A 26,321-nucleotide genomic window follows, 5' to 3' on the forward strand; every position below is an offset into this window, starting at 1 on the left:
CTTTCAATTAATAGTGCAATTTTCTGACCCTCGCCAGATAATGCACAGCAAACTCAATCCAGCTAAACCAGACGAATTAGTGTATGCAACGCTTTCTTCGCTACTTGTTCCGCCATCTACCTTCCTCTGGAAAACGACAACGCCGCCATCAAAGCAAGACTGCCGCAGGCATTTTTCAGCGCCGTTTGCTGGTGTTGCTGCTGGCGATCGCTTGTACTTGCACGGTGATTGGGTTGGCTCCCGCTCTCGTTCAGGCTCAAAGCGAAAACGAGATTAAACAGTTAGAAGACCAGCAAATTAAAGAGTTCTCTTTACCGAGTCCGCCGCCCAAAGCTCCCGTTTACAAACCCCGTCCGGCGGCTCCCTCTGCTCCTGCCAAATCAGCATCGCCGCCTCGAAGACGACAACCCGCCGCTCGTCCCGCCGCTCGTCCCGCCGCTCCTCCCCCCGCCGCTGCACCGCCAAGGCAACAGCGTCGGCAAAGCTCACCCCCCGTAGCGTCCCCTGCTCCTAGACCCGCTCCTCAGCCTGTTCGCCCTGCCAGAGCAACGCCGCCAGAGGAGCCGAATCGTGTTGTTGAGGATGACACCACACCGACCAGTCAGTACGTCCTAGAGTTTAATCGCAGTCCGGTTGTGGGTGAGCGCTTCCGCTTGGAGGGCTTCTACTCCCAAGCTCGGCTAGGGTTTACTCGCCCCCGTAATTGGGATGTGCAATCGGCTAAAGCCTTAATTCGCTATCAGCACTCGCCAGCGTTGTTAGCGAGTCGCTCTAATCTGACAGTGATGATGAATGGTGCCAGCATTGGCAGCATCCCCCTCAACCGCAAGCAGTCTCAAATCGGCAGCGCCCTATTCAATATTCCCCCAGAGCGGATTCGGGATTTCAATAACATTTCGCTAATCGCTCAACAGCACAACGCCCAAGACTGCAAAGATGAGAACGCCAGCGATCCTACCTTATGGACTGAGATACTTCCCGATTCCAAAGTAGTTTTTGAATACCAGCCACAACCTGTTGCCCTAAACTTCAGCCGCTATCCCTATCCCTTCTTTGACGACCTCAGCTTAGATCCCAATCAAATCGCCTTTCTAGAACCGCAGAAGATCAGCGATTCTTGGCTAACGGCATCGGCTCGTTACAGTGCAGCGTTAGGTAGGCTGGCGGATTATCGTCCCGTCAATACCCGCTTAGTCACCGACTTCGACGAGGTAGACGGGAACGAGCGCTTAGCAATTATTGGGACGCCAGAGGAGCAACCTGCCCTCCAGTCCTTGGAACTGCCCTTTGAAATTAGTGGCGGTCGCGTTCTTGATGGCAATCTTGCACCTTTACCCCCAGATGTTGGGGTGTTGATGGTGACTACCACCGAGGATAGCGGCTCTCCCGTGCTAGTGGCGACGGGGAACGGGCCGGAGGGTGTAGCTAAAGCCGTACAGTTTTTGATTCAGCCTCAAGATCGAAAACTCGGTACTAGTCAAGGGATATTGGTGACGCAAGTTAGCGATGTGCCAACCCCAGCGCCTCAGCAGTGGCCCGGTTATCTACCGCAGGAGAAGAGTTTTAAACTCAGCGACTTAAAAACGTCCAATGACGCGCAGCCGTTTAAGGATATAACCGTTCGCGGTTCTAATGCTCCCCCCGTTGACATTGACTTCCGCGCTTTGCCCAACAATGATTTTAAACGCGGCAGTTCGATGAATCTGCGTTACAGCTACGGACCGCAAGTCAATCCCCGAACCTCGGCGGTAGAAGTACTACTGGATGGCGTGTTCATTGGTGGGGCGCGATTGAGCGAGGAAGCCGGAGCGACGCGCAAATCCCTAAAGGTGAATTTGCCGGAAAACTTGATTCAGCCTAACTCCAAACTGCAAGTTGCCTTCCGTCTCAACCCCAGAGAACCGGCTGATGCTTGCGGTCGCGCCACCGATGGGCAACTAACGGGTACGGTTCATGCCGATACCAGCTTTAACCTCAATCGGGAAAACTCCGTTCAATTGCCGGATCTGAAGTTGCTGCGCTTTGGTTTTCCCTTTGCGGCTCCGCAAGACCTGTCCCAAACTGCAATTGTGGTGCCCCAGAACCCTTCGCCGACAGACTTGCTCACCCTGTTGGAGTTTAGCGAACGCTTAGGCAGGCTCTCAAAATCAGAATCGGTGAAGCTTCAGGTTTATACCACTGACTCGTTACCCGAACAGGTGCGATCGCAAGCTAATTTAGTGGGAATTGGCGTGCGAGAGCAATTTCCCTTCCCGGAAGTTTTTCAAGCGGGTGCCTTGAAACTGAAGAATGTCTTCGGGCGTCAGTGGCAGCAAGGTAATATCCAAACCTTGTCGGATGAAGAAGGAATAATTCAAGAAATTATTTCTCCCTGGAATAGCGATCGTGTCTTGCTGGCTTTGAGCGGTCAGACCGAAACAGGTTTGGAGCAGGTGCAACAGCTACTGGATAAAGACCCTTGGTTCTTCCAGCTTCAAGACGATACGGTGCTGGTCAGCTCCAACTTAGAAAATACTTCCGCCTACGACGAAGATGCCTACAACCTGGAGTTTTTGCAGAAATCCCAGCCCCGTCGCATCGAAGATACCAATCTGTTAAGTAAGGTAACGCGCTGGCTCCAAGAACACTGGTTCCTGTTACCCACAGGCGTTGTCCTCTTTGCCCTCGTGCTTTACGGCATTTCCCAACTGTATCTCAAGCGGATTGCTATCAAGGATAAACCATGACCAGTCGATTAAAGTTCTGGAGGAATCGTCAGGGTAACCGCTCCTTGCGCCCCCGCAGGGAGCACGTCACTCAAGGGCTGGTTGATTTGCTGCCGCATTTTTTCGATCGCACGTTGAGCAGAGCAACGCAACCGCAGCTTAAGTGGCTGATTTTTGTGCTGCTATTTATGTCAGTTCCTTTAATCATTACCCCCCTGAAGATTTGGCAACAGGGAGTAGTGGCGGTGCTGCTGGCAATCATGGGCTGGCTGGTTGTGGAAGTGGAAAAAACACAGACCAGTAAAGATACCTCGGAGTATCTCCATTTGTTTCTGGTTTGGCTCAGTAGTGTCACGACGCTGCGCTATCTGTATTACCGCACCAGCTACACTCTCAATTTCGATACCTGGATTAACGGGATAGCCTGTGTGTTGCTGTATGCAGCAGAGCTGTATGCCATCCTGACGCTGTTTCTCGCTTATTTTCAAACCCTGAAGATTAAAGACCGCGAACCTGTCGATCTGTCGCTCTTCCCTGAGGATCAGTGGTTTAAAGTTGATATTTACCTTCCCACGTACAACGAAGATGTGGAGATTGTTCGCAATACGGCACTGGGTGCTTTAGCCCTGGATTACCCGGCGGATAAAAAACGAGTCTATATCTTAGATGACGGCAGGGCAGAAAAATACAAAGCCCGTCGCGAACAGTTGCGCCAAATGTGTGATGAACTAGGTTGCATTTTGTTGACGCGGGATAACAATGACCATGCCAAAGCCGGAAACATCAACACCGCCTTTCGTCGGACGGATGGCGATTTAGTCCTGATTCTTGACTGTGACCACATTCCCTCCCGACAGCTTCTTCAGCACACGGTCGGCTTCTTTTTTGATGAGAAGGTTGCCTTTGTGCAGACGCCCCACTGGTTCTATAATCCCGATCCCTTTGAGCGCAATTTGTTAACACGGGGTAAGGTGCCTGTGGGCAACGAGTTATTTTACAAGGTGCTGCAAAAAGGGAATGATTTTTGGAATGCGGCGTTCTTCTGCGGGAGTGCGGCGGTGATTCGCAAGGAGTACGCCCTGCAAGTAGGGGGAATTGCCACGGAAACCGTTACGGAAGATTGCCATACGGCGTTCCGGCTGCATTCTCTGGGGTACAAGTCGATTTACTACGACAAGATTATGGTGGCGGGGCTAGCCCCGGAGAAGTTTGTTTCCTACGTCGGTCAGCAGGTGCGCTGGGCGCGGGGGATGGCGCAAATTCTCCGCCTAGAAAACCCGATGTTTAACCGGAAGTTGAATCTAACGATTCCTCAGCGGCTTTGCTATCTTTCTGCGACGTCGCATTTTTTCTACGGCTTTCCCCGGTTGATGTATGCGATCGCTCCCACCCTTTATCTGTTATTTGCCATTAATCCGATTCAAGGTTTGGGGGTAGAAACCTTAGTTTACGCCTTGCCTCACATTCTTCTCGCCCTCAATACCAACTACATCACCTACAAGGAAGTTCGTTATTCCTTCTGGAACGAGATTTATGAATTTGCGATGGCGTACCAATCGGGGATTGTCACCTTCATGGCGCTAATCAACCCGAAATTGGGTTCGTTTAATGTGACCGACAAAGGATTAGTCGTCACTAAACGCAGCTTCGATTGGCAATCTTCGCGAGTGCTGATTGGGGTAGCGGCTCTGATTGTCACTTCTTTAATTGCTGTGCCATTTTGGCTAATTCTGCGACCAGAAGACAAACAGGCTGTCTTGGTTAACGCCCTGTGGTGCGGCTTTAATCTGGTGCTGATCGCCGCCGCCCTACTCGTTGCCTTCGAGCAACCGCAACTGCGACGCGCCCACCGCCTGAATCGAGAGTTAACAGCAATCATTTATAGCAATGAGCGGACTTGGACAGGCAAAACTACTGATGTGAGCGAAACGGGTGCCCAAATCGTACTCGATAGCTGGCCCAATATCCCGGATGAAGTGGAAGTAGAGCTGGTGGGAGACTTTGGAGCACGCGCCTTTTTGTCCGCACAAATTGTTCGGGGTTTACCTCTCAATGAATCGCAATCTGTACTAGCGGTTAATTTTATTAATGCGTCACGCCCTCAACTTGATGCTTTATCGTTGGTACTTTATTCGGACGTAAAGGAGTGGTATTCCCAGAAGCGGGAAGAGGTTGATGATCCGTTGGGTTCCCTCAGGTTCTTGGCGACGGGATTAATGCGTGCTTTCCGTGAGACTAAACCTAGCAAGGGGGTGAAGGTACGCCAGCGCGTTCAAGCGTTGACGCAGCTTTACTGGGAAGGTGATTACTACCTTGGGCAGGTAATTGAGATGGGAGTTAGTAGCATACGACTAGAAATGGATGGCAGTTTGCTTCCCCATCTAGACCAATTGCAGCGCACTAAACCTGTCGTGGGATTATTGATCAGTCAGGGGGCGAATGATGCTACACCCACACGCTTGCTTGCTGGGGTGCAGGCTGTAGAGGTAGTATCTGAGCCGACAAGCGAGGCTCTAAATAATCGGATCTTGCTGGAGTTAAGCTTCCCGCAGCCTTTTCAACAACGGCAGCAAGCTAAAATTCAACAGCTTCTAAAGAGGCTGGCTTGATCACAGTGCGATCGCTCCCTACAGGTGAATGCGAGATCCCCAACTTCTCAGAGGCTGTCTCTAAAGAATTTAAATCCCTGGAGATCCCCCTAAATCCCCCTTAAAAAGGGGGACTTTTAAGAGATTTTGTTCCCCCCTTAAAAAGGGGGGCTAGGGGGGATCTATCCAATCGTTAGGCAACCTAGCCAGTTAACATTACTTTAGAAACAGTTTCTTAGAGAAGTCGGGGATCTGAGGCGATCGCATCTCACAACTCAAATAAGATGCTATAAATATCAAGGCTATTAGCCTCGTTTCAATCCCTAATAGGGATTAGTAGAAGTTTAAAGCGCGATTGCCCCTAGCCGGAATCCAATTTCTGATCCGTTTCAATCCCTAATAGGGATTAGTAGAAGTTTAAAGCTATTCTACTAGCTGGTAGCTCTTTAGCCCTATCTCCTAGTTTCAATCCCTAATAGGGATTAGTAGAAGTTTAAAGGGATTAGTACCCATTCCTTCCGCCGAACATTCATGTTTCAATCCCTAATAGGGATTAGTAGAAGTTTAAACTAAAGGAGGAGTACATCAAATTGTAGCGGGCGGCAATGTTTCAATCCCTAATAGGGATTAGTAGAAGTTTAAACTGGCTAAAAAATAAGGCAAAAATCGCTGTTATGTTTCAATCCCTAATAGGGATTAGTAGAAGTTTAAAAATCCCTGATAGGGAATAGCTTAGAGAAAGATTTGTTTCAATCCCTAATAGGGATTAGTAGAAGTTTAAAATTTTCTACTGGGCAGTAGATTCTAGCGACGCTCCCGGCGTTTCAATCCCTAATAGGGATTAGTAGAAGTTTAAAACCCAATTGTCTGTCTCCCAATGCATCCGGAATTGTTTCAATCCCTAATAGGGATTAGTAGAAGTTTAAAATGATTTCTACCATTTTCTTGGTATGTATGTAAGAGTTTCAATCCCTAATAGGGATTAGTAGAAGTTTAAACCAACCTGCTCAGACCAGGCGATCGCCCCGTTGATGTTTCAATCCCTAATAGGGATTAGTAGAAGTTTAAAGTGACTCTTCTCCTTTTTGGCTGAGGTAGCTATCGTTTCAATCCCTAATAGGGATTAGTAGAAGTTTAAACTATGCTCTATGAAGTTTGCGCGGTGGAAGTACAGTTTCAATCCCTAATAGGGATTAGTAGAAGTTTAAACTTTGCTCTCTATAGATGAGGAGATTTCGTATCGAGCTGTTTCAATCCCTAATAGGGATTAGTAGAAGTTTAAAAATGTGCCAGGGATGATAAAAGTTTGCGTTTTCTGTTTCAATCCCTAATAGGGATTAGTAGAAGTTTAAATTTAGGAGGTACTTGGAGAGCTAAAGTATCCCCCGTTTCAATCCCTAATAGGGATTAGTAGAAGTTTAAACAGGCTGCACTCCTGCCACATCTGTTTTTAGCATTGACTCAGCATATGTTTCAATCCCTAATAGGGATTAGTAGAAGTTTAAATGAGCAATCTCTAAGTGACGCCTTCCTTACCCATGTTTCAATCCCTAATAGGGATTAGTAGAAGTTTAAATCTATCCGCCTGCACCTTACACCATCTATGAAGGAGTTTCAATCCCTAATAGGGATTAGTAGAAGTTTAAAGGATTTGCGTCCGAGGTGATCGAAGTAAAGCCAGAGGGTTTCAATCCCTAATAGGGATTAGTAGAAGTTTAAAGAAAGAATCCGGGCGATCGCCCCTACCCAAAACCCAATGTTTCAATCCCTAATAGGGATTAGTAGAAGTTTAAAGTTACAGGATTGATTGCGGTTGGGGCTGCTGTCCTGGCGTTTCAATCCCTAATAGGGATTAGTAGAAGTTTAAACTGGGAGAACGCGGCTACCCGAATTACTGACTTTATGTTTCAATCCCTAATAGGGATTAGTAGAAGTTTAAACGCGGCAGCCTGAAAAGCTTGGTGTATTTAGTTTTCGAGGTGCAGTTGCGCGGATTGAAAAAATTATAGCATTTGAGAGCCAGAAGCGCCAAAAAGCTGAGAAAAGCTTTTGGCTAAAGTGCTCACAGAATAAGCATTTCAGCCACTGCGCGGGTCGGTTCTGAGGTAGATAGGGGTGAAATCCTTGTAGCAAAAGGGATAGAGGCATATCAAAACGCGATCGCCTCCCAACACCCACCCATCCGCGCTCGGAGAAATCTACACACTATCCGTCACGCTGCTAAAATTAAACTCTTTTACCCGTACCCCAGGCACAACACTATTACCGAAGCGATGCACCATACTCACGGCATCGATATCCCGTAACATCTCTGGCAAAAGCTGATTGAAACGCAAATTTTTAATCGGGTAAGCAATCTGCCCATCCTCAATCCAGAACGTGCCATCACGAGTCATACCCGTGACTTCCAGCGTCCGAGCATTAACATAGCGCACATACCAAGCGCGACTAACCAGAATTCCTCGCTCTGTGGAGGCGATTAAGTCCGTCAGCGATTGAGAAGAACCCGTCATTACAATGGGGAACATCGCACCTGTCGGTTCCTTACCCTGCTGGGCAGCCCAGTAACGGCTGTATGCCAAAAATTGAGGAATACCGTCTTTAATTACTTCTAAGGAAGAATTGCTTAACCCATCGCTAAAGAACGTCCCCATTTGTAACAAAGGATGGGCAGCATGGCGTTGTACCTGTACTAAAGGACTGAATAACGGCTCACCTAAGCGATTGCCCACGGGCTTGCCAGATTCATCAGTCCGGGACATAAACGATCGCCCCTCATCCGCTGCTCGTGCTTCTAGATTCCACATCACCCAAGGCAGCAAATCCGCAAGCGCCGCACCGTCGAAGACAACAGGATATTTACCGGGCTTCACATCGCGAGGCTGGCGAGAGGCTAAGGCGCGTTCAATAATCTGCTGAGTCAGGGAGGCTATCGGCAACTGCTCTACCGCCCAAGCTGTGCGTTGACTCCAGCTTGAACCATCTTCAATTCGGGCAGTGTAGCTGTAACTTACATTTGTTCCCTGGTTATAGGCTCGCAGCCCTTGAGAGTTGCCAATTGCCTGCACAGAGGTTTCTGTACTCAGGGTGCCGGAACCATCCACCTTCGCGGCGGCACTCTCAGCACACACCCGCTGAATGAGTTCTCCCCGTTCTAAAGGCGAGAGCGTAGCTGTAGCCGTGTCAAACGCTGGGGTACGATCTTCGTAGGATTGGGGCGGAAGTAAAGGCACCCACTCCGGATCTTCTGGGGCAATTTGGGCGAGTTCTTCTGAGCGTCGTAGTGCGGCTTTGATAGCGTCGGGTTCAGTTTCGGTAGTGGAGGCGGAGGCGCTACGGGTGCCGAAGTAGCTGGTAATGGTGAGGCTAAACTCGCTTTGACTGACATTCTGGCTAATTTGATTTTCCGAGAAGCGGCTTAAGGCAGATTCTTCAGCACCGACACGAACAAAAACGCCCTCGGCTTCCGATTGGTTGATCACTGACTCAATCAGGGAGAGGGCTTGGTCTTGATTTAGGGGTGTGGCGGCAGTGGCTAAGGACATCGTAGGTTTGGGGTAAGCTTTAGTTAGTGTTGACTTGCCTTAGCGATGGGATATCAAGGGCTGTGCGGCTGTATCTATTTAGCGATCGCGTTCGTTAATGCTAGCTTAACAGCGACTTACCAAGGGATTAATATCCAGTTGCTAAATAAGTAATAAGTAATGCTCTTAAATAGCGATGAGCTTAATCAACATCCGTTCCTGGTTAATTATTGGCGCGTTATCTCTAGGTTTAGGGATGGGAGCGATCGCCTCCCCAGCTTTTGCCCAAAGCGATCGGGCTAACTTGGTTATTGATGGTTCTAACCATCCCACTCTAGAGTCCTTGCTCCAGCAAGCAAAAACTCAAACCCAGACCTTTGTTGAACAAGCATTTGCCAAAAATCCTGAGCAAGGAGAAGTGCAAGTCACGCTCATGGTGGAGAGAAATGGTCAGGTTGCTCCTTTGTTTTTAGTGAGAGTTTCTCGCCCTGATTGGCAACAAAACCCGCGCCTTGAGCAATGGGTACAATATTTTAACGGTTCTGAAGTGCTGCTAGGATTCCGCACTCCTCCTTCCTCATCTCCAGCAGTTGCTCAAAGGACTACTCGCAGTAACAGCGATGATGGTCGTAGTTTTGATGGTTTGCCACTAGTTCCACCAAACCTCAACGAAATTCTTGCTAAAAGTCCCCCGCTTTTGCATTAGTGGCGAGATGAGTCGGAGTCGAAAACTTGCTTTCTCGCTCATCTCTTTACCTAGTCAGTAAAGAGATGAGCCAGCGGAGGACTTTTGCTATTAATCAGGGAATTGATTCCCTGGCGATTAGTCCGGACGGCTATTGATGTTTGCGCTTCAATACAGAAACTGAACCGAAAGCAGCAAAAGCTAAAACTCCCAATATAGAAGTGGGTTCCGGGACGCTAGCCAACTCGCCGACGCGGACATTATCAATACCGATAAAAGCACCATTATCATCACCAGAGCTAACTAAGCGGAGTTCGTTAAACTGTACGCCGGAGATTGCTAGGTTTTGATATAGCAGGTCATCAAAGGAACCAAACACCTCAAAATCAGCTAATGCGACTTGCTGGCTCGCCACTAAAGCGCCGTTTAGGAGAGCCTCCAGCGTCAGCACGTTACTCGTTGGCTCAAAAGGTAATAGGCTAAAAACATCTAGGCTGGCGGCTGATTCGATTTTCCGATTGGTAAAACGTAGCGAGTTAATCGCTCCAAAACTGAAAGCAGAACCCTCGGCAAAACCTCCCGCCGTTAAGTAGTTGGGACGAGAGAAGAACGGCTCAAACTCATCCGTACTTTCTACCACAAACTCTGGAAAGGGTTCCCCTGGTGCTGAACCTACATCTAAGTCGAAGAAGGTAATCCCTCCATCTGTAATTGTTGTTCCCGAAGCGCCTTCAGCGAAAGAATCAAAGGTAGCTATTGCGGCGAGGACGGGAGCAGGAAGTGCCACCGAAGACACCATGGCGATCGCGGATAATCCTAGATAAAGAGCGCTTTTGTTTTTTAGCATGGCAATACTATTTGGGATGGGTACAAGTTTTATCAGTAGGTTGTTGCAACGTTGCAAGCTGTAGCAAAGACAAAACACTTCTGGCTTAGTCTTCGGGATTTAATACCTTTTCGTACACCACTGCCCCATCAATGTTGTGGATTCGTGCTGTTAACTGAGCGGTTCTAGCATCTATCTCCATCGCTCCAAAGAACTGGAAATATGGCGGTGGCAGATTAAGAGGAAGGTTTTGGGTACCTGGTGCTCTGACAAATTTGTACTCAGGGCCGAAACTCGGATCGAGCTGTCCGGGGCCAAAAGCTCCAGCGTGAATGGGGCCGATTACAAATTCCCAGAAGGGATCGAAGTTTTGGAAAACAGCTTTGCTGGGGTCGTAGAAAATCGCCGCTGCATAATGTACGTCGGCTGTGACGTAGACGACATTCTTAATCCCTTCGTTTTTGATGAAGGCAAGCAGGTCGCGCAATTGCGCTTCGCGCCCTAATACGCGCGGATCGTTCTGTGACCAAGCATCCCAATCGCCTTCGCCCCCCGTAACGATGGACAGGGGATCGTCGGTGGCGATGACTTTCCATGTTGCAGACGAAGCCTTGAGGCTACGCTTAAGCCACTCAAACTGCTCCTGCCCCAACATTTGCAAAAATGGCTCGGTGTTCTGAGGGTTAGGCCCTCTGTAGGAGCGCTCGTCCAGCACAAATAACTCACAATGCTTACCCCGCTGAAATTTGCGGAAAATTTCATCGCCTCGGATGGGGTTGTACTCAAAAAATGCCTGCCTCGCTCGCTGGGCGAGAACGGTGGCTGACAAACCGTTATAGGGTGCCGTCAAAACTTCGCCGGGATACCAGTTGTTTGTGACTTCGTGGTCATCCCACTGAACGTAGACGGGAGTTTCGGCAAGGAAGCGGCGGAATTTGTCGTCGCCGAGATTGTATTTCCAGTTTGCCCGAAACTCATCTAGGGTGATCGCTACAAAATCCTTAGCGGGTGAGTTGATCCAGGTTCCGCCTCCCACGGCTTCAGGAATTGCTTTAGTTGGCGGAATGGCGTTATCGGCGTAAATCATATCGCCGGAGAACAGCGCAAAGTCTGGCTTGAGCTTACGCATGACCTCAAAGATGACATACCCTCCCTGAATGACTTCGCCATCAAAGGCAGTAATCTTCAGTTCGGGATTGCGCCCCCAACCCTGTCCAGCCAGATCTGCTGCCCAGACGAACCGCACCGAGCTATCTGCGTCGGGAGCGGCAGCTGTACGGAAGCTACCCACGCCTTGGGGAGTGGGGCGACGCGATCGCACGCGATAATAGTAAGTTGTATCGGGGCGCAAACCACCAACGTCAACGCTACCTGTATAGTCGGTGCTTGCCGTCAGTTGGGAGCCGCCGATAATCTGCGTCTTTTGCCTAAAATCGGGCGAAGCGGACAGCTCAACCACCAAGCGAGAATTCCCTTCGTTACGCGCCCAAATTATGGCGCTAGTAGCCGTTACATCTCCCGTTTGCACGGCAGAGATCGACTCAGGAGTCAGCTGGGCGATCGCTGGTTTCATCCAACGGGAACCTACAACGACACCAGCACTCGTTGCGCTGAGGGTCAAAAATGAACGTCTCGTTAATCGGCGTGCCATAGGTAAAAAAGTAAAAGAATTCTTTATTGCCGTTTGGAAACTAAGGCAGCCTCTCAACTTTTTGTAACAACAGCACGCCGGAACGTTCGTACAGGCACAATTTCTTATTTGCAAGAATACATATAAGAAAGTACCTATACTGTGCGAGCCTATATATACAAAGGGATTGGAGATGCACCTCAGTAACTTCTCGGAACAATCATAGAGCTTAGACTGAAAGTTCTAGTTAAGGTGAATTAAATATCTTGTAAACAAAAAGTTATCGATAAAACTTGTTCAATTTATTAACTGCGTATCGGCAAACAAAAAATATCAACTAATTTTTCTCAACTCAGCAATCTTCAAAAAATGCCAATTTTTGTACTAGCGATGTCTTTTTCAGAAAAAAGGAGCTTTCTGTAGTTCTTGTTACAGAATATATATTCTGTATCCTTAGGCACAAAATGCTTGCTAAGTTAGAAGAAAATAAACTATTTTTTTATGACTTGGGAGCCTTAATATGCACACTAGAGAAAAAATTGCAATCGTCAAAACCTCCTATCCTCAACCGAATCAAGTATTGATGATTTTTTTGATTATTCTGGGTTCCTTTGCCGTTGGGTTGATGCCCATTATTTACGGAATCGGTGGGCAAGAAACCCAAGGTGTGATTCCCTCCGAGGCAGCACTGTGGAGTGTCTTCGGGGAGCGAGAGAGTTGGTGAGAAAGTATGAAGTATGAAGGGTGAAGGGTGAAGGGTGAAGAGTGAAGGATGAAGTATGAAGGGTGAAGTATGAAGTGTAGTTATCCCCTGCACCCCGGCTCCCCCGCACCCCTGCACCCCATCTTCCTACTCAGGACTTACTCAGGACAAGGTTTTAGTAGCAGGCGATCGCGTCCTTGTGCTTTTGCCTCATACAGCGCCTGATCAGAGGTTGTAATTAATTGTTCTAGTGAGCTTTTAGGAGAAGGCACAGTGACAGTAATGCCCAAACTCAGCGTAATTTCCTTGGCGGGTGAATGGGCATGAGCAATATGCAGCCGTCTGACTAAGGTACGAATTTTCTCTGCTACAGATATTGCTCCATGGGCTTTGGTGTGGGGCAAAATTACGGCAAACTCTTCCCCGCCGTATCGTGCCACTAAATCCGCTGGACGCTTGACGGCGCTGTTAATTGCTTGGGCAACTTCTTGCAAACAGCGATCGCCAACCAAATGACCATAGGTATCGTTATAGAGCTTAAAGTAGTCGATATCGCACAAAATCAAGGCTAAGGGGGCTTGCTCCCGTGATAGCCGCCGCCACTCGTACTCTAGATGCTCGTCAAAACGGCGGCGATTAGCAATTTGCGTCAACCCATCTAAGGAAACTTGACGCTGTAGCTCTTGATTGGCTGCTTCTAAGCGTTGATACAGTTGTGCTTGCTGAATCGCCACAGAAAGCGAGGTAGCAAGGGTTGACAGCAAATGCTCTTCAAAAGGCTGCCAGAAACGGGGCGCTGTGCATTGATGGGCAATTAGTAATCCCCAGAGTTTATTATTTTCTAGCAACGGCGCTCTGAGGGCAGCTTTAACGCCAAAGGGATGCATTTGCTCAAATAACTTTGAATCGCTATCGTAATGCCCTAACTCATTGATAACCCGCAGTTTTCCCTGGCAGTAATATTGATACCAGTTCTTGGAAATCGCTTCTTTGGGAAACGTCGATCCTATAATCGCTGGATAATCGGATAGTACCGCTTCGGTGGTAATGCTACCCGTTTTGTCGGGTAAGAGTCGATAAATAACAACGCGATCGCATTCCAACAACTGCCGAACTTCCACCACAGCCGTATTAAGAATTTCCTCCAAATTTAAAGAAGCGCGAATCCGTCCTTGAATTGCCACCATCAGTCGCTCGCGCTCAGTCTGCTGTCGGAGCGCGGCTTCTGCTAGCTTGCTCTCAGTAATATCGGTTAGCGTACCTACATAACCAACGACGGTGCCTGAATCTCCAACCTCTGTAACCGCTTGAGTAACAATCCAGGCGATCGCTCCGTTAGGGTGAAGCAAGCGCCACTCTGACTGAAAGCTCCGCTGCTCTCGAACAGCCTGCTGCCACTCGCTCACAACCCGCTCTCGGTCATCAGGATGTACCGTACATAACCACCCATCCTCCAGAGCCTCTCCCAGAGTCAGCCCTGTCATCTCGCACCAGCGTTTGTTGACATACAGGCAACCTCCTTCAGCATCGGTGCGATATATCCCCACCGGAGACAATCTCGCTAGAGAGTAATAGCGGTACTCGCTAATTCGCAATGCCTCTTCCACTCGTCGCCGTTGACTGATATCTTGCGCCAAGGAAGCAATGCCGACAACGTTTCCCTCCTGGTCAATTAAGGGCGTGTTGTACCACTCACAGGTAATCGTTCTGCCGTCTTTAGTCAGATTCTCATTGGTGCACTGAATGCTTTGCTTTAGGGTTAGCAAGTCTTTAAACACTTGCAAAACCCTTTCCCTCGCTTCTAGGGGGACAAGAGCTTGCCAGGAAGATTCTATAATTTCCGCTTTTCTATAACCGAAAATCGCTTCAGCCGCAGGATTCCATTCCGTAATTTCTAAATCAATATCCCACTCAATAATCGCTAAGGGTGTTTGTTGCACATGAAGCGACAGCTTTTCTTGAGATTTGAGTAATGCCTCTTGAACTCGATGAAGTTCTGTAATGTCGCGAGTGACGCACAAAATCATTTCGACTAGTCCTGAGTCGGAAAATTCCGGAACAACGCGAGCCTGATAAAACTTTTGTCCGCTAGGGGTGAAAAATTCAAACTCCATCACCTCTTCGCAACCGCTAGCGAACACTCTCTGCATGACAGTTTCCCACAAAGAGACTTGTGGCTCCGGTAAGCCTAACTCACGATTAGTTCTACCAATAAACTCTTGGGGAGACATCCCACTAACGCCTTGAGCGGCTGGATTGACATACAGATGACGCAATTGTCGATCGAAGCGAGTAATAATATCTGGGGCATTTTCAGCCAGTGCTCGAAAGAGTTGATTGCTGTGGTTTAGTACGGCTTCTGCTTGCTTTTGCTCTGTGATATCAAAGCAGGAGCCAGCGTAACCCTCAAAGCTGCCATTTGGTTTCCATAAGGGAGCGCCGCGATCGCGAATCCAGCGATATTCTCCATCGGCACGTCTCAAACGGTATTCCATCTCAAAGTCTTGACGGGCATCAAAGGCAGACTGGTAAGTACTTAGACAGTACTCCTTGTCTTCAGGATGTACGCCTTCTAGCCAGCCTTCACCCAGCTCCTGTTCTAGAGTCCGTCCTGTAAAGGTAAGCCAGCTCTGATTGAAAAAGTTACACAGCCCGTCACTGGCGGATGACCACATCATCAGAGTAGCGCTATTGAGCAGGGTACGACAGCGTTCCTCCATGGCTTTGATGGGGTTTGAAGCCTGTTGGCATAAACAACGGTAGTGTTCGGGCTGCGCCTCCGAGTCATTGGCTGGCTCAGAGCAAGACTCCTCCGGGAAATCCTGCCCTGATAAAACGCGATCGCAATTCATTACAAAAGTCCCGTGCAACAAGGAAAAAAGCGGTCGATAAGGTCACTATCTTTTTTTGGGGTAGATGCACAAAAAGCGTCCTTTCCCCCTTACGAGTTACTATTTTTCTCAGTGGTAACTCAAAGCGAAGAAAGTCACAATACCTATGTTGATCTGTTCTTCTACCAGAGAGAAAAACATTAAGCTATTGACATAGGGATAAATGAATCCTGTTTGGCGATGTCTCCCACCCAGTGCAGCTTCTCAATGAGTAGGGGAGATTTCATTTTTTCAATACAGGTTATGAAAAATAAACAAGTATAAAAGACTGGATTTTTCCCTGAGCAACCCTGAAACTATTCCTAGTACCAGTAACTATTATAGTAAATTGCTTAATTATTTTAAAAGTTTTCAAACTAAAATCTGGCATTATAAATCCCTCGTTTAATTCCTGCCAAATAGCGAATCATAGTGAAAATTAAGCAAACATTGGACAAGTGAAAACCAAACTTGCCTGTTAATTGGCTCCTGCTCCTGGTGTTACCTCTGCCTCCCTTGAGACTGATAGCAACAGGACAACAGTTCCACCGACGGGGCGATAAATCAGTAAAATTGGGCTTGTCCCACTTTTGTTAGGCTTCCATGTCCGCTATTCCCAGCGTTCCCTTTTCCTCTGAAGAAATTGCTGCCGAAGGGCTAAAACCCGAAGAATACGAAGATATTGTCCAGCGGCTGGGGCGTCATCCCAACCGAGCGGAATTAGGCATGTTTGGGGTGATGTGGTCAGAGCATTGCTGCTATAAGAACTCCAGACCACTGCTGAAGCAGTTTCCCACAGAAGGCTCGCGCATTCTGGTTGGCCCTGGAGAAAATGCTGGCGTTGTAGACGTGGGCGACGGGCTGCAGCTTGCCTTCAAGATTGAATCCCATAATCACCCCTCAGCCGTAGAACCGTTTCAAGGTGCCGCAACAGGAGTCGGTGGCATCCTGCGAGACATCTTCACCATGGGAGCGCGTCCGATTGCCATTTTAAACTCCCTGCGCTTTGGTTCTTTAGAAGATGCCCGGACTCGCCGCCTCTTTGCAGGCGTTGTTGATGGCATCGCCCACTATGGTAATTGCGTCGGGGTTCCCACCGTTGGCGGTGAGGTTTACTTTGACCGCGCCTACTCTGGCAATCCCCTAGTTAACGCCATGGCCCTGGGGTTGATGGAGACACCGGAAATTGTCAAGTCTGGTGCCTCTGGTGTTGGTAATCCGGTGCTGTATGTGGGTTCCACCACCGGAAGAGATGGCATGGGGGGGGCTAGCTTCGCCAGTGCGGAACTGAGCGATGAATCGATGGATAATCGCCCAGCCGTGCAGGTAGGCGACCCCTTCCTAGAAAAGTCATTGATTGAAGCGTGTTTGGAAGCCTTTAAAACTGGGGCAGTTGTGGCGGCGCAAGATATGGGAGCCGCCGGAATTACCTGCTCAACTTCAGAAATGGCAGCCAAAGGCGGTTTAGGCATTGAATTCGATTTGGACTGTATTCCGGTGCGGGAAAGTGGCATGGTGCCCTACGAGTACCTGCTTTCAGAATCCCAAGAACGGATGCTCTTTGTTGCCCAAAAGGGGCGGGAACAGGAACTCATTGATATTTTCCACCGCTGGGGCTTACAGGCGGTTGTAGCAGGCGCAGTGATTGCAGAACCGATTGTGCGGATTCTCTTCCACGGGGAAGTCGCCGCCGAAATTCCTGCCACCGCCTTAGCAGACAACACGCCGATTTATCATCGCCAACTCCTCTCGGAACCTCCAGACTATGCGCGGGAAGCATGGAAGTGGTCTGTGGAGTCTCTCCCCCCTGGTAACAGTTCCGGCATGATGATTGCAGGAAGCGATCGCACTTGGAGCGATATTCTCCTGCAACTGCTCGATACCCCCAGTATTGCCTCAAAGCGTTGGGTTTATCGTCAGTACGACCATCAGGTACAAAACAACACCGTCTTGCTGCCCGGTGGTGCGGATGCGGCGGTTATTCGCCTGCGTCCTATAGACGCGGTTGCCAATTCCTCATCCCGCTCCGGTGTCGCCGCGACGGTAGATTGCAATTCCCGCTACGTGTATCTCGACCCCTACGAAGGAGCAAAAGCGGTTGTGGCAGAAGCTGCCCGTAACCTCAGTTGTGTGGGGGCAGAACCTCTCTCCGTTACGGATAACCTCAACTTTGGCAGTCCGGAAAAACCGATTGGTTACTGGCAGCTTGCAGAAGCCTGTCGCGGCATTGCTGAAGCTTGTCGCGAGTTCAGCACGCCTGTCACGGGTGGCAATGTCTCTTTGTACAATGAAACCCTTGATGCCAACGGCAACCCGCAACCGATTTACCCGACGCCTGTTATCGGTATGGTGGGGCTAGTTCCTGACATTACTCGGATTTGCGGTCAAGGCTGGCAAACCCCAGGGGATGTGATCTATTTGCTCGGACAATTAACAGGAACGTTAGGTGCATCGGAGTATTTAGCCACGATTCATCAAACGGTGGCGGGAAAACCGTCCCGGGTAGATTTTGAGCAGGAGCGGCAGGTACAAGCGGCTTGTCGGGAGGGAATCCGCCAAGGTTGGGTACGTTCGGCCCATGACTGTGCGGAAGGGGGATTAGCCGTAGCGTTGGCGGAATCCTGTCTAGCAGGGAATTTGGGGGCAGATGTGACTTTATCGGCATCCGGACAGCGTTGGGATGAAGTGCTGTTTGGGGAAGGTGGCCCGAAAATTGTGGTGTCTGTCTCTCCGGCACAACAAGCTGATTGGGAGTCTTACTTAAATCAACGCTTGGGCTTGCACTGGCAAGAAATTGGCGTTGTGCAAGAAAAACAGGCAGATTTCCGCATTATTACCCCTGACAACTTCCCCGTGGTGAACGCTAGCATGGCAGAGATGGGCGACGCTTGGCATGATGCCATTGAGCGACGCTTGAGGGTGTAATCCAGCTTTTACCACTGAGTTGAGACAGCTCAGTTTGTAATTACCACAACTTAGCGTCTCAATCTACCCTTTTTGGTAGTATTGTTAAGAGATTGTTAAGCTGGGTTAACATTTCTCCCTAATCCGCTTACATACAGGTCTCACTGAATTAATGCCGCTATCAGGAGCAAGCCGTAGCATGATTCCTCTCCACCACCTTTCCTCTGACGAGAATTTTGCTCAATCCCCCAATGGGTCTACCGAGCGACCAGACAAGCCAGAGGAAGCCTGTGGCGTCTTTGGTCTCTATGCACCGGGGGAGGCTGTTGCCAAACTCACATATTTTGGGTTGTATGCTTTGCAGCACCGGGGACAGGAATCTGCCGGAATTGCCACCTTTGAAGGGGGTAAGGTGCATCTGCATAAAGATATGGGTTTGGTGTCTCAGGTCTTTAATGAAGGCATCTTGTCTAATTTGGTAGGGGACATAGCGGTAGGACATACTCGCTACTCCACGACGGGTTCTAGCCGAGTGGCGAATGCCCAGCCAGCGGTGGTTGAAACTCGCTTAGGGAAGTTGGCTCTAGCACATAATGGTAATTTGGTCAATGCTCAGGAACTGCGGGAGCAATTGCTCAAGCAGAACTGTGACTTTACAACAACGACCGACTCAGAAGCGATCGCGATCGCCATTGGTGCCGAAGTAGACAAAGGTAAAGACTGGTTAGAAGCTGCCATCAGCGCCTTTCACCGCTGTTCTGGTGCCTTCAGTCTGACCATTGGCACTCCTGTTGGCTTGATGGGTGTCCGCGACCCCAACGGCATTCGTCCCCTCGTCATCGGTATTCTGAAGGGAGAAAAAAACCGCTACGTCCTTGCTTCTGAAACCTGCGGCTTAGACATTATTGGGGCGGAGTACCTCCGGGACGTTGAACCGGGAGAATTGGTTTGGATTACTGAAGAAGGCTTGGCGTCCTTCCATTGGAGTAAGAAACCACAACGGAAGCTGTGCATTTTTGAGATGATTTACTTTGCTCGACCCGATAGCGTCATGCACGACGAAACGCTCTATAGCTATCGCCTGCGATGCGGTCTTTATTTAGCAAAAGAGTCCTTCGTTGATGCGGATATTGTCATTGCTGTGCCGGATTCTGGTATTCCCGCCGCGATTGGCTATTCTCAGGCTACTGGCATTCCCTATGCCGAAGGCTTAATCAAAAACCGCTATGTTGGTCGTACCTTCATCCAGCCCACCCAAGCGATGCGCGAGTCTGGCATTAAGATGAAGTTGAACCCCTTGAAAGATGTTTTAGCAGGAAAGCGCATCGTGATGGTGGACGACTCCATTGTCCGAGGAACAACCAGCCGCAAGATTGTCAAAGCGCTGCGGGATGCGGGTGCAACGGAGGTACACATGCGGATTTCTTCACCCCCCGTGACTCACCCCTGCTTCTATGGCATTGATACTGACAACCAGGATCAGCTGATTGCAGCAACTAAGTCAGTCGAGGAAATCGCCGAGCAAATCGGTGTAGATTCCCTTGCCTATCTCAGTTGGGATGGAATGCTGGAAGCAACGAACGAAGACCCCAATAGTTTCTGTTCTGCCTGCTTCACTGGAGATTATCCCGTGCAGTTACCAGAAGTTCTGAAGCGGTCGAAGTTAATGTTAGAAAAAGCGGCGACGGTTTAGTGATTGGTCGTTAGCAGTCTTCGGTAATCTTTGTCGGGCGGGCATCTTGTCCGCCATTTATGGAAAATTTGGGAAAGGGCAGTAGCACTACATCTTTAAGGGAGTTTATTCTTTTTTCTCCCAGCGATCGCTCCTTAAAAAGAACAGCGCGATCGCGTACAGATGTGGCTTCAGTCCCAGCAATATGCTCTGCTCCACTCGCTAATTTTATCGCCTCTTCCTCGTTACCTTCTGCCCCAGCCAACTCAGCTAAACAGAGCGATCGCCTTAATCTTCTGTTCTTAACCAATTCTCTACAGTAACTCCCTGAACTCTCAGTAGATCGGAGTCATTCGAGACAAGAATTAAGCCGCGTATTATTGCTGTCGCGGCGATCAATATATCTGCATCTTGTATAGGTCTACCCCTTTGTTTCAAATCTGCGTAAATTTCTGAAGCTTTTTCTAGAATTTCTATATCGTCTAGTAACAATAGTCGATAGGTCTGACAAAAAGTATTAAAAATAGACAGCTTCCTTGTTGCATTCACAGCGAGGAGCCCTCTTTTTATCTCATAATAACTAATTCCACTGACAAAAGCTTTTTGCCCTTGAAGACTCACCTCTTCTAACTTAGTTATTATTCTTTCATTCTGCTTTAAATGTGCAGTAACGATATTTGTATCAAGTAAATAACCCAAATTTCTTATCTTCCTTCCACTGCGGCATCAAAAATTTCCATCTCCTCCGCTGTTAAATCATTTAGCATTCCCGACGTCGCTTCCAGTACCAAGATACTATCAATTCGCTCTATTAAATCTTCCTCATCAATAGTTCTCAACTCCTCAAGAGAAAATTTATCAAACAGTTGCACTAAATGTTGAATCATCTCATCTTTATCTAGCTTTTCTCGAAATAAATTATTACGCTGAAATGACTTTTTTACTACCTTTGATAAATAAGATAATAAAGCATTCTTTTCTACAGAAACTTTATCCATACTATCCTCCTAAAATTAAACTCAAGAAATCCCTATTTTAAGCAGGGTAAACGCATCAAAAATCTGGATGGGAATGTGCATCAGAGTGAGGAATACTGGCGCTGAGAGCATGGGCAAGCCGAGGAAAATTTCTCATCTTACACCCCTGACTGCCTCGTTTTAGAGGCGTTTACCCTGATATCATCGCAGCTAAACCAGTTGATTTAGATACGGAAAGGTTTAAGGGAAGAATTATCTTAAACCCAAGATTTAGACGGAGGTAAGCTATGTCTGTGGAAGTCCCTCTAATAAAAGTCGGGAGCAATCCTAGTTGTCAGTCTAAGTGTGTTATCTCGTATGACCGTGTTGTTTCTTATCGAGGAGAGCCACCTTGTGTTTTGACTTTTCAAAATTCTGAGTTTGGCGAACAGCAATTTAGTGGTAAAGACATTTTTGAATGTCTTTGTAATCTGAGGAGATTTCTTGAAGAAAAGGATTGGAGAATCCTTTGCAACGGAGCCTGCTTCGATGCTTATCCGTCCGGAATGTCAAGGGATATGGGCGGAGGGTACAAACTTTACATCCGTCAAATGGGACAACATCCTCAGCGAAGTGATTTGGTGAAAATTTTTGACAAGACCGCTCCTGAAAAGATTGGTACTGTTGAAGAACAACTTTCTTACTATAGACAATGGCTTGAAAGTGTTGGTTTATAGATTCAAAGGAGAACTCAAGAGAAATTTTATCAAACAGTTGCACTAAATGTTGAATCATCTCATCTTCATCTAGCTTTTCTCGAAACAAATTATTACGCTGAAACGACTTTTTTACTACCTTTGATACACGGGATAATAGAGCATCCTTTTCTACAGAAACTTTATCCATACTATCCTCCTAAAATTCAACTCAAAAAACTCCCTATTTTAGGAGAGCTTGCCTAATTATAAATGACGCATTGAATAGGCAGTGGGGCAGACATTGCCGCCCCACAGGATAGGTAAATTCTTAAGCCAAGAAATTAACGTTCTATCTGCTCAAGATCTAGATTTAGAGGATAGGAATTCACCTGCTCTCCATCGTTGATAATTGAGCGCATCCCTTCCACCGTTGCCGGAATACTACGGGGGTCCATGAACATCACCTTGCTGCTGTTGCTGCTGCCAATTACGGTGCCCATTTCCAAATAATGTTGGGCGAGTAAAAATTGCAGCGCTTCACGAGCATGGGGGTCAGTTTTGAGGGTTTTGGCAATCACTTGCAACGCCTCAGAGGTAGCTTGAGCTTTGAGGACTTCCCTTTGGCGTTCGGCTTGCGCTTTGAGAATAATTGCCTTTTGCTCGGCTTCTGCATCCAGAATCACAGATTTCTGACGCGCTTCGGCATCAAGAACCCGTGCTTCTGCCTTACCTCTAGCGCTGTTGACAGCGGAGTCGCGATCGCCTTCTGAGGTCAAGATCGATGCCCGTTTGCGGCGTTCGGCAGACATTTGCAATTCCATCGAATCCTGAACCGCCTTAGACGGAACGATGTCTCGCAGCTCAACCCGTGTCACTTTCACGCCCCAAGGATCGGTAGCAATGTCCAGTTCTCGCAACAGCAGCTCGTTAATTTCTGAGCGGGCGGTGAAGGTTTGATCGAGTTCTAGTTTGCCCATTTCCGAGCGAATCTGGGTCAAAACCAAGTTCACCATCGCATCCCGGAGATTTTCTACTCGATAGTAGGCTTTCTCCATATCCATAATTCGCCAGTACACAACCGCATCAACGCTGATGGAAACGTTGTCGCAGGTAATACAGGATTGGGGCGGGATGTCGATGACTTTTTCACGGGTGGTTTCCATATAAACCACCTTGTCAATAAATGGGGTGACAAAGTTGAGTCCAGGAGTTAGTTTCTTTTTATAACTGCCGAGACTTTCCACCAACGCTTCATTTTTTTCATTGATGATTTTAACGGAGCCTGCCACAGCAGAACCGCCAAGGGCTAAAAAGACGAGCAAAAAAAGTTGAGAAAATCCCATGTGTGTTGTCTCCTGCAAAAAGGTGGTGAAGTTGAGTACACTCCACAAAGCATTCAAGTAGCGGCTTTACTGACGCAGTAGATGCTCTGGCATCACAATTAAGGTGTTGCCTTCGCGCCTGAGAACATAAACTTTTTGATGGGGAGCGATCGCCTGCTCATAGTCTTCACAACGAGCACGCCAGGAGTTCCCTTCATACAGCACGCGCCCAGTTTCCCCAGCGGCAATAGCGGTCAGGGTTTCGCCTTCTCTGGCATCCTCAATTATCATGACGCGACGGCGGGGCATAAAACGCCGTGACAGGTAAATCAGGACAGTGGAAAAAATTAACCACAATACAACCTGTAACGGAAACTGGGGCAACACCAGTGATATCCCAGCCACAAGCAAGGCGCTGATACCCATCATGAATTCCACAAACGCCGTCGGCAAAAACATCTCCATCAGGCAAAGAATTGCTCCGGCTACCAGCCAAAGCAGAGTTGTACTGAGTAGAGGCGCTACCGGAGTTACCAGTAGCCAAGAAAAAGCCATATCAACTCCTGCAACTAACTCAGTGGTGGTCAATGGCATATCAGCCTTTGGCGCTACTAAGGTTAATAATTCACTTCTGGGGATATTCATTCCGGCTTCATTGAGTAGTTCGATGAGGAAGCCTCTATTAACCCGTCGTCAGAGGGTAGGCGTTAAGCAACTATGTCAGTACTATCCTGTGTCAGGCGTGGCTATCCCACCTGACAGGGGCTAAAAATTTCTTAAAATTCCTTAACCCTTCCTTATAGGGAATAGCAACGCCTGCTTCCTAACGCTTCACTTGTAGAAGTTAAGGTTGAAAAGAAACTTCAATAGCTAGATCGAGCTGACCCCTCAACCAATAACTAACGATATCCTTCAGAAGAACTGTTGCTGTTTCTACCCATTTCGACTAATCTCTTCAAACAACCAGGCATCGTAGGGTGTATAAAGCTAAACAGTTAGCTGAGGCTAAATTTAATCTAGCCTAGCCAATAGGGGTTTGACCGCTCTATGCAAATTAACTTAGCTATTGTTTAAATTTATGAGTAGTTCTGAGTCGCTAAACCATACATACCTTTGGGCAACCGGATCTAGTGCTAAAACCATAGCGCCTGGAGATCTAGTTGCTGGCAGATACTTAGCGATCGCGCCCCAACTTTGGCGAGACACTCAGCCGAACCGACCGCCACAAGTTCCCAAGCCGCTGACGGGTGACGTTATCCCTTACCTGCGCCTGTATCCCCACTCGCTACATGTTCCTGGGGTATATGGGATCTGCCAGTCCACACCAGAATCCACCCCGATTTTGTTACTCAACAACATCCCCGTCAATACAAAGGGCAAACTTTATCCAACCATTCTAGAGGCGTGGTCTCAAGCAACGCCGTTGCGTCAGGTTTACTGGATTTGGCAATTGCTGGAACTCTGGACACCCTTATCAGAACTGGGGGTCGCGGCAAGTCTTTTGGTAGCCGACAATCTCCGAGTAGAAGGCTGGCGCGTCCGGTTACAGGAACTGTATACCGAGGGGGATGAAACCGTACAACGATCTTTGGCAGCACTGACTTCGGGTAAGGCTGAGAACACATCAGTCGGAAGCACAACTCTCATCCAAGCTCCGGTAAAAGCAACGCTAGCTGAGTTGGGTGTGAGTTGGACAAGTTGGTTCCGTTCGGCTAAGACAGCCGTCGCATCTCGGTTGGAGGAGATTTTTCAACAGTTGCAGGCAGAGAAACCTTCCTTAGAGGCGATCGCCACAGCCTTAAATCAGCTATTGCTCGAACAAGCTGCCCAGCAACCCCTCCGAATAACAGTAGCGGGGGCAACGGATATCGGCCCGCAGCACAAGCACAATGAGGATAGCTGCTTTCCCACAGCAACTGACCTCCCCAGTCCAGATAGTCCCCTCAGCGACCCCCTCGTTGCCCACCTGACGGTTGTGTGTGATGGCATTGGAGGACACGACGGAGGGGAAGTTGCCAGCCAGCTAGCGGTGCAGTCGATTAAGCTGCAAATTCGGGGGATGCTGGCGGAGTTGGCAGAAGACCCGGAACTGATGACGCCAGAGCTGGTTAAAGATCAGTTGGCGGCAATTATCCGGGTGGCGAATAACTTGATTGCAGCGCGCAATGACGAACAAGAGCGCGAATCTCGCCGTCGCATGGGGACAACCTTAGTCATGGCGTTGCAGCTACCGCAAATCGTTAATACCCCCACCGGAAGTGGCAATGCACATGAACTTTATATCGCTAATGTGGGAGACAGCCGTGCTTACTGGTTGACACCGCGTTACTGTCAGCAACTCACGATTGATGATGATGTGGTAACTAGAGAAGTGCGGATGGGTCGCAGTCTGCTCTCTGAGGCATTGCTAAGAGAGGATGCAGGAGCACTGACGCAAGCCGTAGGGACTAAAGATGCAGAATTGCTGCGCCCGACGGTACAGCGCTTCATTTTGGAAGAGGATGGTTTGTTGTTACTGTGTTCGGATGGTTTGAGCGACAACGATCGCGTTGAGGAAATTTGGGCAAGTTTTACCCCTGATGTCTTGCGAGGCAAACTGACTGTAGAAGCCGCTGTACAGTCTTTGATTGATTTGGCTAATCAACACAACGGTCATGACAATACTTCAGTTGTTCTAAGCGAGTATGGCGTTTCTCCTCAATACCCGGTGGTGCTCAATTTTGGAGAACTGCCGACAGGCAAGTTGGAGCCGGAAACGAAGACGCTAGAAACAGAGTTTGCTCAGGTAGCACAGTCCCAAGAGGCAGAGGAAGCGGCAGCTAGAGCCGCGCAGGAACCCCGCGATCGCACGTTGATACCTCGTCGCTTGAATACTCGTCTAGCGCTGATGCTGGTGGCGATGGCGGTATTTCTCAGCGCCGTTGCAGGGGTTGTGGCATGGCGGACGCTCGATTCCCAGGGTTACGAACAACTCCGCAATCGTCTCTTCCCGGCTGAGGTTGAAGAAAGTCCTGAGATTCTAAGTCCTGAGTCCTGAGTCGGGGAGAAAGTATGAAGGATGAAGTATGAAGGGTGAAGTATGAAGGGTGAAGTATGAAGGGTGAAGTATGAAGGGTGAAGTATGAAATAGGCGATTGGAGTAATGGCTAATCGTTGTCAACTTTTCTCTCCCCCGCTCCCCTGCTCTCACAGGTGTAGGTTTTTTACAATCAAGCGGAGTTGAAGAAAGTCACAGTTG

At 48.5% G+C, this 26,321-nt stretch carries 17 protein-coding genes and 1 CRISPR repeat array; of the genes, 8 read left to right on the top strand and 9 right to left on the bottom strand.

Going from position 1 to position 26,321, the window contains the following annotated elements:
- Positions 1 to 83 precede the first annotated feature (83 nt).
- Both AC5JR3_RS08835 and bcsA read left to right on the top strand, forming a co-directional pair.
- Positions 84 to 2,726 carry a cellulose biosynthesis cyclic di-GMP-binding regulatory protein BcsB gene (locus tag AC5JR3_RS08835; RefSeq protein WP_495845043.1) on the top strand — a complete coding sequence of 881 codons (2,643 nt, stop codon included), beginning with the start codon at positions 84 to 86 and terminating at the stop codon, positions 2,724 to 2,726.
- Complete coding sequence (gene bcsA / locus AC5JR3_RS08840; RefSeq protein WP_495845045.1) at positions 2,723 to 5,314, top strand: UDP-forming cellulose synthase catalytic subunit; 2,592 nt, start codon at positions 2,723 to 2,725, stop codon at positions 5,312 to 5,314. Before AC5JR3_RS08835 ends, bcsA begins: the two co-directional genes overlap by 4 nt.
- 292 nt (positions 5,315 to 5,606) lie before the next feature.
- Positions 5,607 to 7,233: a CRISPR direct-repeat array (repeat unit 36 nt; unit sequence GTTTCAATCCCTAATAGGGATTAGTAGAAGTTTAAA).
- Positions 7,234 to 7,491: 258 nt separating this feature from the next.
- Here bcsA and AC5JR3_RS08845 read toward each other — a convergent pair.
- Positions 7,492 to 8,838 carry a TldD/PmbA family protein gene (locus AC5JR3_RS08845; RefSeq protein WP_495845047.1) on the bottom strand — a complete coding sequence of 449 codons (1,347 nt, stop codon included), beginning with the start codon at positions 8,836 to 8,838 and terminating at the stop codon, positions 7,492 to 7,494.
- Between the two features lie 175 nt (positions 8,839 to 9,013).
- Here AC5JR3_RS08845 and AC5JR3_RS08850 point away from each other — a divergent pair, with 175 nt between their 5' ends.
- Positions 9,014 to 9,523: a hypothetical protein gene (locus tag AC5JR3_RS08850; protein WP_495845049.1), complete on the top strand. Its 510-nt coding sequence runs from the start codon at positions 9,014 to 9,016 to the stop codon at positions 9,521 to 9,523.
- A 130-nt stretch (positions 9,524 to 9,653) separates the two neighbouring features.
- Here the strand turns inward: AC5JR3_RS08850 and AC5JR3_RS08855 are convergent, their stop codons facing one another.
- Entirely contained in the window at positions 9,654 to 10,349 is a 696-nt protein-coding gene (locus tag AC5JR3_RS08855; protein WP_495845051.1) for a PEP-CTERM sorting domain-containing protein, read from the bottom strand.
- Between the two features lie 85 nt (positions 10,350 to 10,434).
- A complete protein-coding gene (locus AC5JR3_RS08860) occupies positions 10,435 to 11,979 on the bottom strand; it encodes an alkaline phosphatase D family protein (RefSeq protein ID WP_495845053.1) in 1,545 nt (514 codons plus the stop codon).
- 499 nt (positions 11,980 to 12,478) lie between these two features.
- Between AC5JR3_RS08860 and AC5JR3_RS08865 the strand changes: the two genes are divergently transcribed.
- The gene (locus tag AC5JR3_RS08865; RefSeq protein ID WP_495845055.1) at positions 12,479 to 12,682 is read left to right on the top strand and encodes a hypothetical protein; all 204 of its coding nucleotides are present in this window, start codon (positions 12,479 to 12,481) and stop codon (positions 12,680 to 12,682) included.
- Positions 12,683 to 12,819: 137 nt separating this feature from the next.
- Here the strand turns inward: AC5JR3_RS08865 and AC5JR3_RS08870 are convergent, their stop codons facing one another.
- Positions 12,820 to 15,513, bottom strand: coding sequence for a sensor domain-containing diguanylate cyclase (locus AC5JR3_RS08870; RefSeq protein ID WP_495845057.1), 2,694 nt, complete (start codon positions 15,511 to 15,513; stop codon positions 12,820 to 12,822).
- A gap of 621 nt (positions 15,514 to 16,134) precedes the next feature.
- On the opposite strand from AC5JR3_RS08870, the gene purL reads away from it, so the two are divergent.
- Both purL and purF read left to right on the top strand, forming a co-directional pair.
- Positions 16,135 to 18,456 (top strand): phosphoribosylformylglycinamidine synthase subunit PurL, encoded by a 2,322-nt coding sequence (gene purL, locus AC5JR3_RS08875; RefSeq protein WP_495845058.1) that lies wholly within the window; start codon positions 16,135 to 16,137, stop codon positions 18,454 to 18,456.
- A 178-nt stretch (positions 18,457 to 18,634) separates the two neighbouring features.
- Complete coding sequence (purF, locus tag AC5JR3_RS08880) at positions 18,635 to 20,128, top strand: amidophosphoribosyltransferase (RefSeq protein WP_495845060.1); 1,494 nt, start codon at positions 18,635 to 18,637, stop codon at positions 20,126 to 20,128.
- 10 nt (positions 20,129 to 20,138) lie between these two features.
- Here purF and AC5JR3_RS08885 read toward each other — a convergent pair whose 3' ends face one another.
- The 3 genes from AC5JR3_RS08885 to AC5JR3_RS08895 are packed head-to-tail and all read right to left on the bottom strand — an operon-like array spanning position 20,139 to position 21,105.
- Complete coding sequence (locus AC5JR3_RS08885; RefSeq protein ID WP_495845062.1) at positions 20,139 to 20,417, bottom strand: hypothetical protein; 279 nt, start codon at positions 20,415 to 20,417, stop codon at positions 20,139 to 20,141.
- A complete protein-coding gene (locus AC5JR3_RS08890; RefSeq protein WP_495845063.1) occupies positions 20,396 to 20,806 on the bottom strand; it encodes a type II toxin-antitoxin system VapC family toxin in 411 nt (136 codons plus the stop codon). Before AC5JR3_RS08890 ends, AC5JR3_RS08885 begins: the two co-directional genes overlap by 22 nt.
- Before the next feature lie 5 nt (positions 20,807 to 20,811).
- Positions 20,812 to 21,105, bottom strand: a complete 294-nt coding sequence (locus tag AC5JR3_RS08895) for a hypothetical protein (RefSeq protein WP_495845066.1) — start codon at positions 21,103 to 21,105, stop codon at positions 20,812 to 20,814.
- Between the two features lie 266 nt (positions 21,106 to 21,371).
- On the opposite strand from AC5JR3_RS08895, the gene AC5JR3_RS08900 reads away from it, so the two are divergent.
- A complete protein-coding gene (locus tag AC5JR3_RS08900) occupies positions 21,372 to 21,800 on the top strand; it encodes a hypothetical protein (protein ID WP_495845068.1) in 429 nt (142 codons plus the stop codon).
- A 302-nt stretch (positions 21,801 to 22,102) separates the two neighbouring features.
- Here AC5JR3_RS08900 and AC5JR3_RS08905 read toward each other — a convergent pair whose 3' ends face one another.
- Together AC5JR3_RS08905 and AC5JR3_RS08910 are read right to left on the bottom strand one after the other, a co-directional pair.
- Positions 22,103 to 23,104: an SPFH domain-containing protein gene (locus AC5JR3_RS08905; RefSeq protein WP_495845070.1), complete on the bottom strand. Its 1,002-nt coding sequence runs from the start codon at positions 23,102 to 23,104 to the stop codon at positions 22,103 to 22,105.
- A 66-nt stretch (positions 23,105 to 23,170) separates the two neighbouring features.
- Positions 23,171 to 23,638: an NfeD family protein gene (locus tag AC5JR3_RS08910; RefSeq protein ID WP_495845075.1), complete on the bottom strand. Its 468-nt coding sequence runs from the start codon at positions 23,636 to 23,638 to the stop codon at positions 23,171 to 23,173.
- Between the two features lie 523 nt (positions 23,639 to 24,161).
- Between AC5JR3_RS08910 and AC5JR3_RS08915 the strand changes: the two genes are divergently transcribed.
- A complete protein-coding gene (locus tag AC5JR3_RS08915; RefSeq protein ID WP_495845071.1) occupies positions 24,162 to 26,120 on the top strand; it encodes a PP2C family protein-serine/threonine phosphatase in 1,959 nt (652 codons plus the stop codon).
- Positions 26,121 to 26,321: the final 201 nt, after the last annotated feature.

It is taken from the genome of Kastovskya adunca (assembly GCF_059505785.1).